The sequence below is a fragment of the Arthrobacter sp. B6 genome (genome assembly GCF_001663775.1).
In the GTDB taxonomy this organism is placed as follows: Bacteria; Actinomycetota; Actinomycetes; order Actinomycetales; family Micrococcaceae; genus Arthrobacter.
In genome coordinates, this window is the sequence record NZ_KV467168.1 from 904,578 (window position 1) to 919,386 (window position 14,809).

15 protein-coding genes are annotated in these 14,809 nt (G+C 65.4%); 3 read left to right on the forward strand and 12 right to left on the reverse strand.

Annotated features, from left to right (window positions below; genetic code table 11):
- Nucleotides 1-809: 809 nt before the first annotated feature.
- Nucleotides 810-1,091 carry a hypothetical protein gene (locus AU175_RS03860; protein ID WP_066285998.1) on the forward strand — a complete coding sequence of 94 codons (282 nt, stop codon included), beginning with the start codon at nucleotides 810-812 and terminating at the stop codon, nucleotides 1,089-1,091.
- Nucleotides 1,092-1,223: 132 nt separating this feature from the next.
- Here AU175_RS03860 and AU175_RS03865 read toward each other — a convergent pair whose 3' ends face one another.
- From AU175_RS03865 to truB, 10 genes are all read right to left on the reverse strand, one after another.
- Entirely contained in the window at nucleotides 1,224-1,685 is a 462-nt protein-coding gene (locus AU175_RS03865) for a DUF1579 family protein (protein ID WP_066286000.1), read from the reverse strand.
- 50 nt (nucleotides 1,686-1,735) lie between these two features.
- Nucleotides 1,736-3,079, reverse strand: coding sequence for a M16 family metallopeptidase (locus AU175_RS03870; RefSeq protein WP_066286002.1), 1,344 nt, complete (start codon nucleotides 3,077-3,079; stop codon nucleotides 1,736-1,738).
- Between the two features lie 124 nt (nucleotides 3,080-3,203).
- Entirely contained in the window at nucleotides 3,204-5,468 is a 2,265-nt protein-coding gene (locus AU175_RS03875) for a polyribonucleotide nucleotidyltransferase (RefSeq protein WP_066290505.1), read from the reverse strand.
- A 247-nt stretch (nucleotides 5,469-5,715) separates the two neighbouring features.
- The gene (gene rpsO, locus AU175_RS03880) at nucleotides 5,716-5,985 is read right to left on the reverse strand and encodes a 30S ribosomal protein S15 (RefSeq protein ID WP_066286003.1); all 270 of its coding nucleotides are present in this window, start codon (nucleotides 5,983-5,985) and stop codon (nucleotides 5,716-5,718) included.
- A 139-nt stretch (nucleotides 5,986-6,124) separates the two neighbouring features.
- Nucleotides 6,125-7,420: a kynureninase gene (gene kynU / locus AU175_RS03885; protein ID WP_066286004.1), complete on the reverse strand. Its 1,296-nt coding sequence runs from the start codon at nucleotides 7,418-7,420 to the stop codon at nucleotides 6,125-6,127.
- Nucleotides 7,417-8,271 (reverse strand): tryptophan 2,3-dioxygenase, encoded by an 855-nt coding sequence (gene kynA, locus AU175_RS03890; RefSeq protein WP_066286006.1) that lies wholly within the window; start codon nucleotides 8,269-8,271, stop codon nucleotides 7,417-7,419. The genes kynU and kynA overlap by 4 nt, the downstream gene beginning before the upstream one ends.
- Before the next feature lie 28 nt (nucleotides 8,272-8,299).
- Entirely contained in the window at nucleotides 8,300-9,283 is a 984-nt protein-coding gene (locus AU175_RS03895; protein ID WP_066286007.1) for a bifunctional riboflavin kinase/FAD synthetase, read from the reverse strand.
- A gap of 145 nt (nucleotides 9,284-9,428) precedes the next feature.
- Nucleotides 9,429-9,881 (reverse strand): hypothetical protein, encoded by a 453-nt coding sequence (locus AU175_RS03900; RefSeq protein ID WP_156642170.1) that lies wholly within the window; start codon nucleotides 9,879-9,881, stop codon nucleotides 9,429-9,431.
- Between the two features lie 19 nt (nucleotides 9,882-9,900).
- The gene (locus AU175_RS03905) at nucleotides 9,901-10,254 is read right to left on the reverse strand and encodes a hypothetical protein (protein WP_066286009.1); all 354 of its coding nucleotides are present in this window, start codon (nucleotides 10,252-10,254) and stop codon (nucleotides 9,901-9,903) included.
- Between the two features lie 2 nt (nucleotides 10,255-10,256).
- On the reverse strand, nucleotides 10,257-11,192 hold the full coding sequence (gene truB, locus AU175_RS03910) for a tRNA pseudouridine(55) synthase TruB (protein WP_197497127.1): 936 nt from the start codon (nucleotides 11,190-11,192) through the stop codon (nucleotides 10,257-10,259).
- A 97-nt stretch (nucleotides 11,193-11,289) separates the two neighbouring features.
- On the opposite strand from truB, the gene AU175_RS03915 reads away from it, so the two are divergent.
- Entirely contained in the window at nucleotides 11,290-12,468 is a 1,179-nt protein-coding gene (locus AU175_RS03915; protein ID WP_197497031.1) for a pyridoxal phosphate-dependent aminotransferase, read from the forward strand.
- Here AU175_RS03915 and trxA read toward each other — a convergent pair.
- Nucleotides 12,465-12,917 carry a thioredoxin gene (gene trxA / locus AU175_RS03920; RefSeq protein ID WP_066286013.1) on the reverse strand — a complete coding sequence of 151 codons (453 nt, stop codon included), beginning with the start codon at nucleotides 12,915-12,917 and terminating at the stop codon, nucleotides 12,465-12,467. The two genes, AU175_RS03915 and trxA, sit on opposite strands and share 4 nt — an antisense overlap.
- 20 nt (nucleotides 12,918-12,937) lie before the next feature.
- Nucleotides 12,938-13,423, reverse strand: coding sequence for a nucleoside deaminase (locus AU175_RS03925; protein ID WP_066286014.1), 486 nt, complete (start codon nucleotides 13,421-13,423; stop codon nucleotides 12,938-12,940).
- Between the two features lie 179 nt (nucleotides 13,424-13,602).
- On the opposite strand from AU175_RS03925, the gene AU175_RS03930 reads away from it, so the two are divergent.
- Nucleotides 13,603-14,742: a ScyD/ScyE family protein gene (locus AU175_RS03930; RefSeq protein ID WP_066286015.1), complete on the forward strand. Its 1,140-nt coding sequence runs from the start codon at nucleotides 13,603-13,605 to the stop codon at nucleotides 14,740-14,742.
- Nucleotides 14,743-14,809 lie beyond the last annotated feature (67 nt).

Here is a 14,809-nt window from a genome sequence, read left to right on the forward strand (position 1 = left end):
AACTGCCATATCCTCATCCAGGGTGAGCACAGCCTGCGGCGGCAGTTCCACTCGCCGGGTGCCTTCCCTTGGCAACACCGTCACGGGAGCGTCCGGCGGCGGACTGCGCCCGTCCTTGCCCGCAGACTCGAATTGCCGGGCTATCGACCGTCGCAAGGCAGGCGTCAGATCCCTTGCCAGGTCAGCGACGTACCGGGCTTCCACGTCTGTGAAAACCTGTCCGCCCATCCGCCACAGGTCAAGCCACCCCCAGCAGCCATGCTTATCTGAGAAAACCGCTGACAGGACATCGGAGACACCGTACCGCTTCAACGCCCCTTCCCACAGCAGGCTCTGGGACGGATCGCCATCGGTAGTGCGTAGCAAAGTCGCCGCCTGAAACCCTGAGCCAGCAAGCACAGTCCATCTGGAAGGCAGCGATAGATACTTCAGCCGGATCAGCAGCGGCAAATCCTCAGGACAGGGGATCCTGGCGCGGGGCGCGACGCCGGTTGCTGTCAACGGGTCACTGAGGGGCCACACGAAGGCATCGAACGGTACAGTCCGTCCGGCCTCGGCAAGCACCGCAGAGCGCAACGACTGGTGGTCCAGGGTCGAATTGCCCAGGAGTCGAACCCGCTCCAAGCTCCGGGTGAGCGCCCAGGAGGTAGTCATTTCCCCAGTATGCGCCCGACTGGAACCCGAAATGCACCGCCAGAAAGCACTCCAGATTTCTGGGATACCAGCCACGGCAAAGTCGCGCCTACCTTGGGCATGTCCATGAAATCGACGCCGAACCGACGGCCGTCAAACCCCGAGGAGAGTGCCCAATGTTCACGCTGCAGATAGAACACAGCATCAAGGATTTTGACATGTGGAAGGCGGCTTTTGACCGCGACCCGGTGAACCGCGCCGCGTCAGGAGTTGAGTCGCACAGGATAGGCCGGCCCGTGGACGACGCGCACTACGTTGTGGTGGAGCTGGAGTTCGCTGCCCCTGAGCAGGCCGAGCAGCTACTGGCGAACCTCAAGGCAAAGGTGTGGAATTCACCACTCGCAGCACCTTCCTTGGCCGGGGCGCCACAGACGCGGATTATTGAGTCGGCTGGCTGAGGCGCACCTCAAGGGCCACAAGTGTACGTTCGCGCCAATCGACAGGGCCACAAGTGTACGTTCGCGCCAATCAACAGGGCCGCTAGTGTACGTTCGCGCCAAGTTGTCAGGTGGTCAGTCGGGTTCAGGTCCTCAGACGCGTTGGCACTTCGATGTCATGAACGGGACGAATTGGGGCGCGTCCCCGAGGCGTAGCTCTGCTGTGTGGGTGAGCACGCCGTTGTCCACCCGGAACGTGTGCCGGGCGGTCCCCCGGTCACTGTGGCGCTCCACGCGCAGGACCCCGTCGACCCACGTGCAGCGGACGGGAGCCCCCGGCGGCAGCCCCAGGCTGTCCACGTAATACCACAGGATGTCCTCGTGTTCGGGGTCGACGGTAAATACGCCGTGGCCTTCGAAGTGGGTTCCGTCCGCTTCTGTATGCCGGTAACTTTGCACCACGGCATAACCGCCGGCCGCGCGGGTGTAGTTCGCCTCCGCTGCGGCCGTGCGTTCGGGTCCCCACGCAGAAGCTGCAAGCCAGGCAGTTCCCCGCCAGTGTCCCAGGAAGTTCTCGAGCACCGCGTGCACGGTGCCCGGCTGCGGCCGGTTCATAATTCCATTATGGCGGGGCGCAACCACATCCCGGTCAGGGCCGGTCCCGGTCAGAGCCCGAAAGTCTCGGTTTCCTCAAACGGGCCAACCACGGTTACCGTCCGCGGCGCGGCAGAGAGCTCCTTGGCCAGGGCCTGGACTTCCTGGGCGGTGACGGACTTGATCAGCCGGAGGGTCTCGTCGATGTCCTGGTACTCGCCGGAGACCAGCTCAGCGCGGCCCAGCCGGGACATGCGGGAACCGGTGTCCTCCAGGGCAAGGACAATCCCGCCGCAGAGCTGGCCCATGGCCTTGCGGAGCTCGTCGTCGGAAATCCCGCCTTCCGCCAGCTTGTCCAGTTCGGCGCCCAGGAGCTCCAGCACCTGGCGGACCTTCGACGGCGTGCACCCGGCGTACATCCCGAAGTAGCCGGCGTCGGCGTACGAGGACGCGAAGGAGTAGGTGGAGTACACCAGGCCGCGCTTCTCGCGGATCTCCTGGAAGAGGCGCGAGGACATACCCCCGCCCAGCACGGCGTTGAGCACGCTCATGACGTAGCGGCGGTCATCCGTGGCCACAATGGTGGGGCAGCCCATGATGATGTTGGCCTGTTCCACAGCACGCTTGACCACATGCAGGCCGGCCGTGCCGGTGATTTCCGCACGCTCCGTGGAGCGCCGCTCCACGGGTGCCGCGGTGGGCTCAAGCGACCACCCCGCGGCGTGGAGGGCATCCACCACAAGGCCGCAGACGACGTCGTGCTCCAAGCCTCCGGCGGCCGTAATGACCAGCTCGTCCGGCCGGTAGTACCTGCGGTAGTGCTCCCAGACGGAGTCGCGGGCAACCGCACGGATGGCCGCCGGAGTGCCTCCGATGGGGCGGCCCAGCGGGTGCGTGCCCAGGACGGCCGCCACAAAGTTTTCGTGCGCAACATCCGTAGGGTCATCGCTGTCCATGGCGATTTCCTCGAGGATGACGTCGCGCTCCTGCTCCATTTCGGCGGGATCCAGGACGGCTCCGGTAATCATGTCTGCGATGACGTCAATGGCCATGGGCAGGTCCGTGTCCAGCACGCGCGCAAAGTAGCAGGTGCTCTCCTTGGCGGTTGCGGCGTTGGATTCCCCGCCCACCTCGTCAAAAGCGGAGGCGATCTCCAGGGCGGTGCGGCGCTTCGTGCCCTTGAACAGCAGGTGTTCGAGGAAGTGCGTGGAACCGTGCTGGCCCGGGGCCTCGTCACGCGACCCTACGCCCACCCAAAAACCGATCGTTGCCGAGCGCTGGCCCGGCATCGCCTCCGTGAGGACCCGCACGCCGCCGGGAAGCACCGAACGCCTGACGACGGAGCCGCCGTCGGATCCGTGGACAAGTGTGTCTCCGGGCTGGTTCTGCTCAAGCGGCAGGGGTACAACAGTCATTGAAGCCTTTCGGGAGCGGCAGCCGGATCTGGCTGCCATCGTAACAGCGGCGGGGCCGGTGGATCATCCACCGGCCCCGCCGATTCATACTGTGTGCAGGAGGATGCTGCTCCGCGTCAGTGGACTACTCCGCGTCGCCAGCGCCTTCTGCTCCGGCGGTGGCGTGGACGGGCTCGGCTTCGCCGGCGCCTTCCTCTTCAGCCACCACGGGGGACAGCGACAGCTTTCCGCGGTCGTCGATCTTGGTGATTTCCACCTGGATCTTCTGGCCCACGGAAACAACGTCATCAACGTTGTCCACGCGCTTGCCGCTGGCCAGCTTGCGCAGCTCGGAGATGTGCAGCAGGCCGTCCTTGCCCGGGGTGAGGGAAATGAAGGCGCCGAAGGTGGTGGTCTTGACGACCGTACCCAAATAGCGCTCGCCGATTTCCGGAACCTGCGGGTTGGCAATGGCGTTGATGGCGGAGCGTGCTGCGTCTGCGGACGGACCGTTGGTGGCGCCAATGTAGACCGTGCCGTCGTCCTCGATGGAGATGTCGGCGCCAGTGTCTTCCTGGATCTGGTTGATCATCTTGCCCTTGGGCCCAATGACCTCGCCGATCTTGTCAACCGGGATCTTGACCGCGATGACGCGCGGCGCGAACTCGGAAAGCTCATCCGGGGTATCGATCGCGGAGTTGATGACATCCAGGATGTGCAGGCGGGCTTCGCGGGCCTGCTTCAGTGCTGCTGCCAGAACTGAAGCGGGGATGCCGTCGAGCTTGGTGTCCAGCTGGATGGCCGTGACGAACTCGGAGGTACCGGCAACCTTGAAGTCCATGTCGCCGAAAGCATCTTCGGCGCCGAGGATATCCGTGAGGGCTGCGTAACGGGTCTGGCCGTCAACCTGGTCGGAAACAAGGCCCATGGCGATACCTGCAACAGCGGCCTTCAGCGGCACGCCTGCGTTGAGCATGGAGAGCGTGGAAGCGCAGACGGAACCCATCGACGTCGAACCGTTGGAGCTGAGGGCCTCAGACACCTGGCGGATGGCGTACGGGAATTCCTCGCGGGACGGCAGCACTGGCACAAGTGCGCGCTCTGCCAGGGCACCGTGGCCGATTTCACGGCGCTTGGGCGAGCCCACGCGGCCGGTTTCACCGGTGGAGTACGGCGGGAAGTTGTAGTTGTGCATGTAGCGCTTGCGCGTCACGGGAGACAGCGAGTCGATCTGCTGTTCCATCTTCAGCATGTTCAGCGTGGTGACGCCCATGATCTGGGTCTCGCCGCGCTCGAAGATGGCCGAACCGTGGACACGGGGCAGGACCTCGACCTCGGCGGTGAGCTGGCGGATGTCCGTCAGGCCACGGCCGTCGATGCGGATCTGGTCCTTGAGGATGCGCTGGCGCACAACGTGCTTGGTGACCGAGCGGAATGCTGCGGACAGTTCCTTCTCGCGGCCTTCGAACTGGCCGGCCAGGGAGGAGGTGACCTCGTCCTTCAGGGCGTCCGAAGCGTTGTCGCGCTCCTGCTTGTCGGCGATCTGGAAGACAGCAGTCAGCTTCTCCGCGGCAGCGGCCTCAACAGCGGCGTAGACGTCGTCCTCGTAGTCGAGGAAGACCGGGAACTCGACGGTCGGCTTGGCAGCACGGGCGGCGAGGTCGGCCTGGGCGTCGCACAGTGCCTTGATGAACGGCTTGGCAGCCTCAAGGCCCTCGGAGACAACCTCTTCGGTGGGAGCCGTGGCGCCCTGTTCCTTGATGAGGTTCCAGGAGTTGTCCGTGGCTTCGGCTTCAACCATCATGATGGCAACGTCGTCACCGGCGATGCGGCCGGCAACAACCATGTTGAACACGGAGTTCTCGAGCTGGGAGTGCTTCGGGAAGGCAACCCACTGCGAGCCGTTTTCGTCGGCGACGAGGGCAACGCGTACGCCGCCGATCGGGCCGGAGAATGGCAGGCCGGAGAGCTGGGTGGACATGGAGGAGGCGTTGATGGCCACCACGTCGTAGAGCTCGTCCGGGTTGATCGCCAGGACGGTGACCACGATCTGGACCTCGTTGCGCAGGCCCTTGATGAAGGCGGGACGCAGCGGACGGTCCATCAGGCGGCAGGCCAGGATGGCTTCGGTGGACGGGCGGCCTTCACGGCGGAAGAACGAGCCCGGGATGCGGCCGGCAGCGTACATGCGCTCTTCGACGTCGACCGTCAGCGGGAAGAAGTCGAAGCCTTCGCGCGGGTGCTTGCCTGCGGTGGTTGCGGACAGCAGCGCGGTGTCTTCGTCGATGTACACCATGGCTGCGCCGGCTGCCTGCTTGGCAAGGCGGCCGGTTTCGAAGCGGATTACACGCTTGCCAAAGCGGCCATTATCAATGACTGCTTCTGAGAACTGGATTTCGGGACCCTCCAAGAGAGTCACCTCCGTTTCATGTTTCACGGAGTCCAGCCGCATCAACCCAGCCCAGCATCTGTCTACTGGCCTGCACTGCACCCGGTCATCGATCGAGACCCACGGGCCGGGGCTTCATTCTTCGAAGCCGTTCCCGGGGATCACTACCGAGGACCGCGAATGCGTGATGCGGTTGATCCTCCTGTTTAGTTTTTCTACTGCAAGGCGGCCCCTTTCCCGCAAAGGAAGGGGCCGCCCCTAAATCAGACTAGCGGCGCAGGCCGAGACGCTCGATGAGCGCACGGTAGCGGGCGATGTCAGTCTTCTTGAGGTAGGTGAGCATGCGCTTGCGACGACCAACCATGGCCAGCAGACCGCGCTGGGTGTGGAAGTCGTGCTTGTGCTCCTTCATGTGCTCAGTCAGATCCTTGATCCGCTGGGTCAGGACTGCAACCTGGACCTCCGGCGAACCGGTGTCGCCCTCGGACGTTGCGAAATCCTTGATGATGGACTGCTTTACAGCGGCGTCAAGTGCCACAATAACTCCTAGAGATGTGCCGTGAGGCCCGAATCAGTAACTCACTGCCGGGTGTGCCTGCACGGGAATTCCCGGGAAAACCTGGAGTTCCTGCACATGACAAGAGCCAGCCGCCACGGACTGCAGCCGGATCCAACGTTTAGTTTACCGGCATGCCGCGCGGGTTGTCGAAACCACGGCCCTCCAGCCGCTGCCGGATGGCCGCCATGCCGCGGCGGACCTCGTCAAAGGACGTGCTCAGGGGCGACAAGCCAATGCGGATTCCCTGCGGTGCGCGGAAGTCGGGAACCACGTCCTGCTCCCACAGTTCGGCCGTCACGTCCCGGAACGCAGGATGGTCCACGGTGATGTGGCTCCCCCGCTGCTTCGGGTCCCGCGGCGATGCCAGCCGTACTCCAAGCGGGGCAAGCCACGCGTCGAACAGGTCCACGGCATACCCGGTGAGCTTCAACGACTTGGCCCTGACGGCAGCCATGCCAACCTCCTCGATGAGGTCCACGGTTGCGCGCATCGCAAGCATCCCGAAAATGGCCGGCGTGCCGCTGAGGAAACCCCGGATTCCCGGCGCGGCCTCGTAGCCCGCAGCCATCTCGAACGCGTTCTTGCGGCCCATCCAGCCCCATACAGGCTGCTGGAGCCCGGACAGGTGCCGGCCATTGATGTATGCGAACGCAGGTGAACCCGGGCCGCCGTTGAGGTACTTGTAGGTGCACCCGGCGGCGAAATCGACGCCGGCGCCGTCCAGGTCGATCTCCACCGAACCTGCTGAGTGGCACAGGTCCCAGACCACCAGGGCGCCGGCGTCCTGGACGGCGGCAGTTATCGCCGGCAGGTCGGCAAGGAACCCTGAGCGGTAGGCCACCTGGCTCAAAAGTACGACGGCGGTCGCGGGCCCGGTTGCCTCCCTCACCTGTTCCACGGTCACCCCGGCAGAGGGATCGGATTCGATCCACCGAAGTGTAAGCCCTTCCTCGCGGGCGATGCCCTCCACGAGGTAGCGGTCAGTGGGAAAGTTGTCCGTGTCCAGGACAATCTCGGTCCGCGCGGGGTCTGTGACGGCTGCGACGGCCGCGCGAATGAGCTTGTAGAGCACCACTGTTGTGGAGTCAGCGATGACGGTCTGGCCCGGCGCGGCGCCGAGCACGGCCCGGCCCAGCTGGTCGCCAATGCTGTGCGGCAGGTCAAGCCATTCCTCGTCCCAGCCGCGGATCAGGCGTCCGCCCCAGCTGTCCCGGATGAAATCGGTGATGTCCTGCGGCGTGCGCTTGAGTGGCCGGCCGAGGGAGTTTCCATCAAGGTAGGACAGCGCCGTGTCGGTTCCGATGAACAGGTCCCGGTAGGACGCCAGCGGGTCCTCGGCGTCCAGCTGCGCTGCCCGCCTGAGGAGGGCACCGCCGTCGTGATCCGGATTTGTTTGCCGGCCGTCCACGGTCACTGGCCGATCTCCGTCCGGACCGCGAAGAGTTCGGGGAAGAAGGTCAGCTCAAGCGCCTTCTGCAGGAAAGCGGCGCCGCTGGATCCTCCTGTTCCGGACTTCATGCCGATGGTCCGCTGCACGGTGCGAAGGTGCCGGAAGCGCCACAGCTGGAAGTTGTCTTCCAGGTCCACGAGTTCCTCGCAGGCTTCGTAGGCTCCCCAGTTGTCCGCGGCATTTTCGTAGATGTGCTTGAACAGCGGCACCAGCTCCGGGCAGAACTCGTGGGCGCGGGTGACGTCGCGTTCCAGGACGGACTGCGGCACATCGAAGCCCTGCCGTGCGAGGTAGGCCAGGAATTCGTCGTAGATGCTGGGGGCGTTGAGCAGCTCGGCCAGCATGGAGTGCGCGTCCGGATCCGATTCGAACACAGGAAGCATCTTGCTGTTCTTGTTGCCCAGGACAAACTCCACGGCCCGGTACTGGCTGGACTGGAAGCCTGACGAGTTGCCGAGGAACCCGCGGAACTGTGAGTACTCGGTTGGTGTCAGGGTCGCCAGGACAGACCACTGTTCGGTGAGGGTTTTCTGAATGTGCTTGACCCTGGCGATGCCCTTGAGGGCAGAACCGAGGTCGTCGGCGCGGAGCCAAGCCGCGGCGCTGCGGAGTTCGTGCAGGACCAGCTTCAGCCACAGCTCCGTGGTCTGGTGCTGGATGATGAACAGCAGCTCGTCATGGTGTTCCGGCTTGCTGACCGGCACCTGGGCGCTGAGGAGGGTGGGCAGCTGCAGGTAGGAGGCGTAGCTCATCCGGGAACTGAAATCGCGGACAATGCCCTCGTCCAGTTTCCTGGTGTTCTTTTCGACGGTCATTTCGGCTGCCTTTCCTGGCGATCTCCGGTCAGCGGCGGACCAGGAGGTCGTGGGCCTGGACCACGTCCAGGCGCATCTGGTCCACCAGTGCTTCTGGCCCACGATAGGCCACCATGCCCCGCAGCCTGGCCACGAATTCCACCACTACTGTCTGGCCGTACAGATCAAAGTCCTCCACCGGCTCGTCCGGGCGGTCGATCACGTGGGCCTCGACCTGCCGGCTGACGCCGTCAAACGTGGGGTTCGAACCGACGGAGATTGCGGCAGGCCAGCGGGTGCCTGCCTGGTCCACGAGCCAGCCGGCGTAGATGCCGTCGGCCGGAATGAATCCGCTCGCTTCGTGCGCCAGGTTGGCGGTGGGGAATCCCAGCGCACGTCCCCGGGCGGCGCCGTGGACCACTTCGCCCCGCATCCGGTGCGGACGGCCCAGCACGGCAGCGGCGGTGGCGACGTCCCCTTCCTGGAGCGCTTCACGCACCCAGGTGGAGGAGCAGCGGCGGTCCTCGCCGTCGTCTTCGTGCAGCGGGAAACCCTCGGAGCCGAACTCGCTGATGACCTGGACCTCGAAACCGAACTTCCCGCCCAGCTGCTTCATGGTGTCCAGGTCGCCGGAGTTCCCCCGGCCAAAACGTGCATCGTGGCCGATGACCACCTGGTTGGCGTGAAGACTGTCCACGAGGACCTGGCCCACGAACTCCTCGGGCGTAAGGCTGGCCAGCTCCAAGGAGTATTTCATGACCAGGATGGCATCAAGGCCCAACTCCCCGAGTGCCTCAAGTTTGTCCTGCAGCCCCATGATCAGCTCGGGCGCGGACTCCGGGCGGTGGACCAGCGCCGGATGGGGGTCGAACGTCACGGCCACGGCTTTGAGGCCGTTCCGGCGGGCTGTTCTGATGAGCTGGGACAGCACCTGCTGGTGGCCGCGATGGACGCCGTCGAAGTTGCCGAAAGTGACCACGGATGGACCGAAGTCCGCCGGGACCTCGGACGGATCGTTCCAGATGTAAGCCATCACCCTCGCCTTTTACTGCCTGCAACTGACATGTCCGCGGCGCCTGACCGGCGCCGGAACTCTCTAAGATTACCCGCTGTCGCGGGCGTCTTCGGACGGTACCGCGGCCCCTGGCGGGCCGGCCGGCATCTTCCTGGGACCGGGTCTAGGCCTCCGCCTTGCGCTTGCCTGGCCGGCGCCTGTACAGCCACGCCAGGCCCAGGACCGGCAACAGGAGCGGGATGAACGCGTACCCACGGCCGAACATCGACCAAACGGTTTCGTGCGGGAACTGCACCGGATCAAAGACACTCAACGCCCCGACCACGACGACGCCCACCAGTTCCACCAGAACCGCAGCCAGCGACACCTTGAACCAGGTGCTGCCGGCCTTGGCCAGGGAGACGGTGGCCACGAGGTACACGAGGGCGGCGAACGCGGAAAGCAGGTAGGCCAGCGGCGCCTCGGAGAACTTCGTCAGGATCTGGTAGCCCGCCCGGGCGGTGGCTGAAATGGCGAACACCGCGTAAACGGCGATCAGGAGCCTGCCGGGGCCGGTGTTGCGGGTGTCCTTGGCGGATGCCTTGTCCGGCGTCGCTTGGGAATGTGCTGCTTTCACGTTGCGGGCTTCTTCCACTTCAGTACCAGATCTGGTTCATTCGGGCGGCCATCACCAGGGCGGTCACCCCGACGGCGGCCAGGACAAAGTTGCTCCAGCGGGTCCGTTCCAGGATGGACCAGTAGACGGCGGCCGGTGGCAGGAGCATGGCTGTGGCCAGGTAGCCCCAGAACTCCCAGGCTTCGCCCGCGATGGGTTCCCCGGAAATGACCCTGACGACGGAGCCTACGAGGTAGACCACGAGGGCCAGTTCCACGGCCGCGACGGACAGGATCGTGAGGTCGTTGGGGGCTTTCTTGAGGATCCCCGCCGCCAGGCAGATGCCGGTGGAGATCAGGCCAACGGCCATGATGATGTAGAAGTACGCGTCCACGCCTACGACTCCCGGGCGCCGTTGCCGGGTGCGAACACCAGCACGGGCTTGGCAAAGTTGCCGGAATCCGCCAGGAGCGCCACGAGGCTTCCGTCAGGGGCAAAAGCGGCGGCCGGATGTTCCGCGGTGGCAGCCCCGGGGCTGCCTGCCTCCGCGCCGGCCGCGATCCTGCGGCCGAAGGAGATCTCCGTGGTTTCCTCGGCGGTCAGTTCCCGGTTGGGCATCAGGGCGCGGGCGGCGAGCGACATTTCCAGGACCTGAAGGTCCTCGGCCAACTGTTCCAGCGTCCGCGCCTGTTCGAGCGAGTAGGGGCCGACGTGGGTCCGGCGGAGCGCCGTCAGGTGCCCGCCGACGCCCAGCGCAGTTCCCAGGTCGCGGGCAAGGGCTCGGATGTACGTGCCGGAGGAGCACTCCACTGTGACGTCGATGTCCACTACGTCCGAATCCCATGGCCGGGTGCCGGGCTGCCGGCCAATGCCGTGCACCTCGAAGCGGTGGATGGTGACGGGCCGGGCAGCGAGCTTCACTTCTTCGCCGGAACGCACCCGTGCGTAAGCCCGCTCGCCGTTGACCTTGATGGCGCTGACGCTGCTGGGCACCTGCTGGATCCGCCCCGTGAGGGCCGCGACGCCGTCGTGGATCGCTTCGTCGGTGACGCCGGCAGCGCTGGTGGAGGCAACGACCTCGCCTTCGGCGTCGTCAGTAACGGTGGACTGGCCCAGCCGGATGGTGGCGGTATACGTCTTGGAGGTGCCCACGATGTAGGTGAGAAGGCGCGTGGCCTTGTTGATGCCAACCACCAGGACGCCGGTGGCCATGGGATCCAGGGTCCCGGCGTGCCCCACTTTCCGGGTACCGGCGATGCGCCGCATCCGGCCAACCACATCATGGCTGGTCCATCCCTGCGGTTTGTCCACTATCACCAGTCCAGAAAGCACGCTTCCCAGTATATCGGCGTCAACACCGGCGCCTGCCCAGTCCCCTTGGCGCGACCCGGCCCGCGGTGGGCTGCGGTCCACCGTTAGGATGGCAGTCATGCCTGAGCTTGCCGCGCACGCGCGAGACGTCCCCGTCAACCAGATCCGCGAAATTACCGAGGCCGCCTGGCGTACTCCGGGCGCCATCGTCCTGAGCATCGGCGAACCTGGTTTCGCACTCCCCCGCCACGTCCTGGAAGCCGGAATGGCATGCCTGGACAGGGACGAGACCAACTACACGCCCAACGCCGGCATCCCGGAGCTCCGCGAAGCGTTTGCTGCCAGGTTCAGCGAAGGCGCCGGCGCCAGCCACAGCATCGGTGCCGAGCGCGTGTACGTGGTGGACGGGGCCCAGCAGGGCCTGCACCTTGCCATGAGCCTCCTGCTTTCCCCCGGCGATGAGATCCTGATTCCCAATCCCGGCTATCCCACATTCGCCATGACCAGCCGGCTCCTCAGCGCGGTCCCGGTGGGGTACCCGCTGTACCCGGAGCAGGACTTCCAGCCCCGGATCCAGGATTTGGAGGTCCTGATTACGGAACGCACCCGCGTGCTCATGCTGAATTCGCCCTCCAACCCGCTGGGCGCGGTACTCGGAGAGGACCTGACCCGGCAGCTCGTGGCCTTCGCCCGGAAGCACGACCTCTGGATCATTTCCGATGAATGCTATGAGGCTTTCACTTACGACGTGCCCCACATCAGCCCGGCGCGGTTCGACAGCGACGTCCCCGGCGAAGCACGCGTCTTCACGTCACTGACGCTGTCCAAGACGTACGGCCTGACCGGCCTGCGGATCGGCGGCCTGGTCTGCCCGCCGGGGCTGGAGCAGAAGATGAACAACGTGATGGAAGCGATCGTTTCCTGCGTTGCATCCCCGTCGCAGTATGCCGCGCTCGCGGCCCTGACCGGCCCGCAGGACTACGTCACGAACGCCCACGCCCACTACCGTGCCAACCGCGATGCCGCCTCCGCCGTCCTCGATGCGAAGGGAATCCGGTACCTGAATGCGCAAGGTGCGTTCTACCTCTGGGCTGACGTCTCGCACGTGAGCGACGGCGACGTCCGCGGCTGGGTCCGGCGGTTCCTCGCCGAGTCGGGCGTGGCACTAGCGCCGGGAACCGCTTTCGGCTCGATCGGCGAGGGCTGGGTGCGGATCGCCCTGTGCGGCGACCGCGATGAGTTGGTGGAGGGCGTGGGCCGGCTGCCGGAGCGCGCCGGGTTGAGTACGGACACCTAGCTTCGGTTGCCTGCGAGTGCTCCGTCGAGCCAGGAACGAAGGGCTGCCGCAGGGGCTGCCCCGGCCTGCCGGGCCACCACTTTGCCGGCGACGACGACCATCAGGGTGGGAATGGCCTGGACGTCGAACCGCCGGGAAAGCTGCGGGGACCGGTCGACGTCGACCTTGACGAGCTTGATCCGCCCTGCCCGCTCCCGCGCGAGCTTGTCCAGCACGGGGCTCACCATCCGGCAGGGACCACACCAGGCAGCCCAGAAATCGATAAGGGCAGGCACCGGGGATTGTTCCGCAAGCAACGCAAAGTCGTCATCCCCGGCGTCGACGATCCAGGGCAGGTCGCTCCGGCAGCTTCCACAGCGCGGGTGGCCGGCAGCAGCGGCGGGAATCCGGTTGGTCTTCCCGCAGTTGGGGCAGGTAACCAAGGTTGGTGCCGGTGCGGTGGGTCCCATCTGTGCGCCCTGCTTTCCGGTCAGTAGTCGGTGCGGTGCTTGTTGCTCCGCCATGCATCAAACGGAGCGTTCGACGTCGGCACTGCAGCTTGGGCGACCGGCAACAGTTCCGGCCGGGTGCCGCTGAAGTATTCGTAGAACACAGCGTCGTCGAAGCCCGCTGCCGCTGCGCCATGGCGGTCGGCAGCGAAATAGACCCGGTCGATACGGGCCCACAGGGCCGCCGACAGGCACAAGGGGCACGGCTCGCAACTCGTGTAGAGGACAGCCCCGCGCAGGTCGAATTTGGCCGTGGCGGCGGCCGCCGTCCGAATCGCCACCACCTCGGCGTGGGCTGTGGGGTCGTTGTCCCGGGTGACGCGGTTGATGCCTTCGTGGACTCGGCCGTCCGCAGTGACCACCAGCGCCCCGAATGGACCCCCGCCGGCGGCGACGTTCTTCACGGCCAGCTCAACGGCCTGTTCCAGGTATCGGGTGGCATCGTGGTTGTCGCTCGCCAGAGTCATAGCTAGATCCTAGCCACAGCACCCGCGTTAGGGGTCAAACAGGGGGCTCTTTAGGGGGAAATTCCCGACGACATTGTTGCTGGGGAGGCATAATCTGGCGGCCGGGGGTTTCGAATTTATTGCCTCACGCGAGGCTTCCTATATCCGGCCCGACAAGGGCGCCAATCCCGGAGTACCCAATGAAGAGAAGACTCACCCTCATCGCCTGCATGGCGGCAATCGCCGTTATGGCACCGGCGAACCCAGCCACCGCATCCGACTGGAAGCGGGATTACGAGAAGCTGGCGGACGGGCTCGTCTCGCCGCTGCACCTGGCTGTAGGTACCAACAAATCTGTCTATGTAACCCAGGACTTTGCAGGCACGCTCAGCCGCATCAACAGGGACCGAACCGTCGACAACATTTATCAGGCTCCCAAGGACTGGGGGGTCGCCGGCGTGGAAACGCGGGGCGCCACCACATTCTTCCTTGAGGGCTTTGGCGCAGGCGGCCCGGCCGCTGACTTGCGGGGCTTTCTGAAGGCGATCAGCCCGCGGGGTGATGTCCGGACCATCGCAGATCTGGCGGACTACGAGCGGAAAGCCAACCCTGATGCCAACCAGCACTACGGGTTCGGTCCTGACGCAGGCGCCGGGTGCCTGGCGGAAGCATCAGCCATTCCGAATGCAACCCCGCCGCAGTACACCGGCGCCCTGGATTCCAATCCGTACGCCACCGCTGTCCAGGGAAACACGGCCTACGTGGCCGACGCAGGTTCGAACGCAATCCTGAAAGTCAACATACACTCAGGCCACACCACTGCCCTGGCTGTCCTGCCTCCCCGGCCTACGCAGCTTTCGGCAGAGGCAGCGGCATCACTTGGTGCGCCGGCCTGCGCAGGGCTTACATACGCTTTTGAGCCTGTCCCCACCGATGTGGAGATTGGCCCGGACGGCTGGCTGTACGTGTCCTCACTGCCCGGCGGCCCGGAAAGCCCGGCCCTGGGTGCCCGCGGCGCGATCTTCAAGGTCAACCCCTGGACCGGCGCAACCAAGCTCTGGGCGGACGGCATCCTAAGCCCCACCGGGCTGGCAGTGGCGAACACCGGAGACGTGTACGTAGCCTCACTGTTCGGGAACGAGATCCTGAAGTTCAAGGCCTGGAAGGGCCACCGCTCCCAGTTCCTGGCGGTGAACCAGCCGGCTGACGTGGAAATCCACGGCAGGACGCTGTTCGCCACCATCGATGCGCTCCCTGATTTCCCGCCTGGCCCGGGCTCCGCTCCAGCAGCAGACCCGCCACCTCCGGCCGGCAAGGTGATCAGGGCCGAGATCCGGTAGCTGAAGAAGAAGCCTTTCTGGGAAGCAGAAGGCCCGAACCGCGTCTGCGGTCCGGGCCTTCCTGTGA

Coding starts and splice junctions, on each gene's coding strand:
- AU175_RS03860 (WP_066285998.1), top strand. CDS start 810: ATGTTCACGCTGCAGATAGAACACAGCATCAAGGATTTTGACATGTGG.
- AU175_RS03865 (WP_066286000.1), bottom strand. CDS start 1,685: ATGAACCGGCCGCAGCCGGGCACCGTGCACGCGGTGCTCGAGAACTTC.
- AU175_RS03870 (WP_066286002.1), bottom strand. CDS start 3,079: ATGACTGTTGTACCCCTGCCGCTTGAGCAGAACCAGCCCGGAGACACA.
- kynA (WP_066286006.1), bottom strand. CDS start 8,271: ATGACCGTCGAAAAGAACACCAGGAAACTGGACGAGGGCATTGTCCGC.
- AU175_RS03895 (WP_066286007.1), bottom strand. CDS start 9,283: ATGGCTTACATCTGGAACGATCCGTCCGAGGTCCCGGCGGACTTCGGT.
- AU175_RS03915 (WP_197497031.1), top strand. CDS start 11,290: ATGCCTGAGCTTGCCGCGCACGCGCGAGACGTCCCCGTCAACCAGATC.
- trxA (WP_066286013.1), bottom strand. CDS start 12,917: ATGGGACCCACCGCACCGGCACCAACCTTGGTTACCTGCCCCAACTGC.
- AU175_RS03925 (WP_066286014.1), bottom strand. CDS start 13,423: ATGACTCTGGCGAGCGACAACCACGATGCCACCCGATACCTGGAACAG.
- AU175_RS03930 (WP_066286015.1), top strand. CDS start 13,603: ATGAAGAGAAGACTCACCCTCATCGCCTGCATGGCGGCAATCGCCGTT.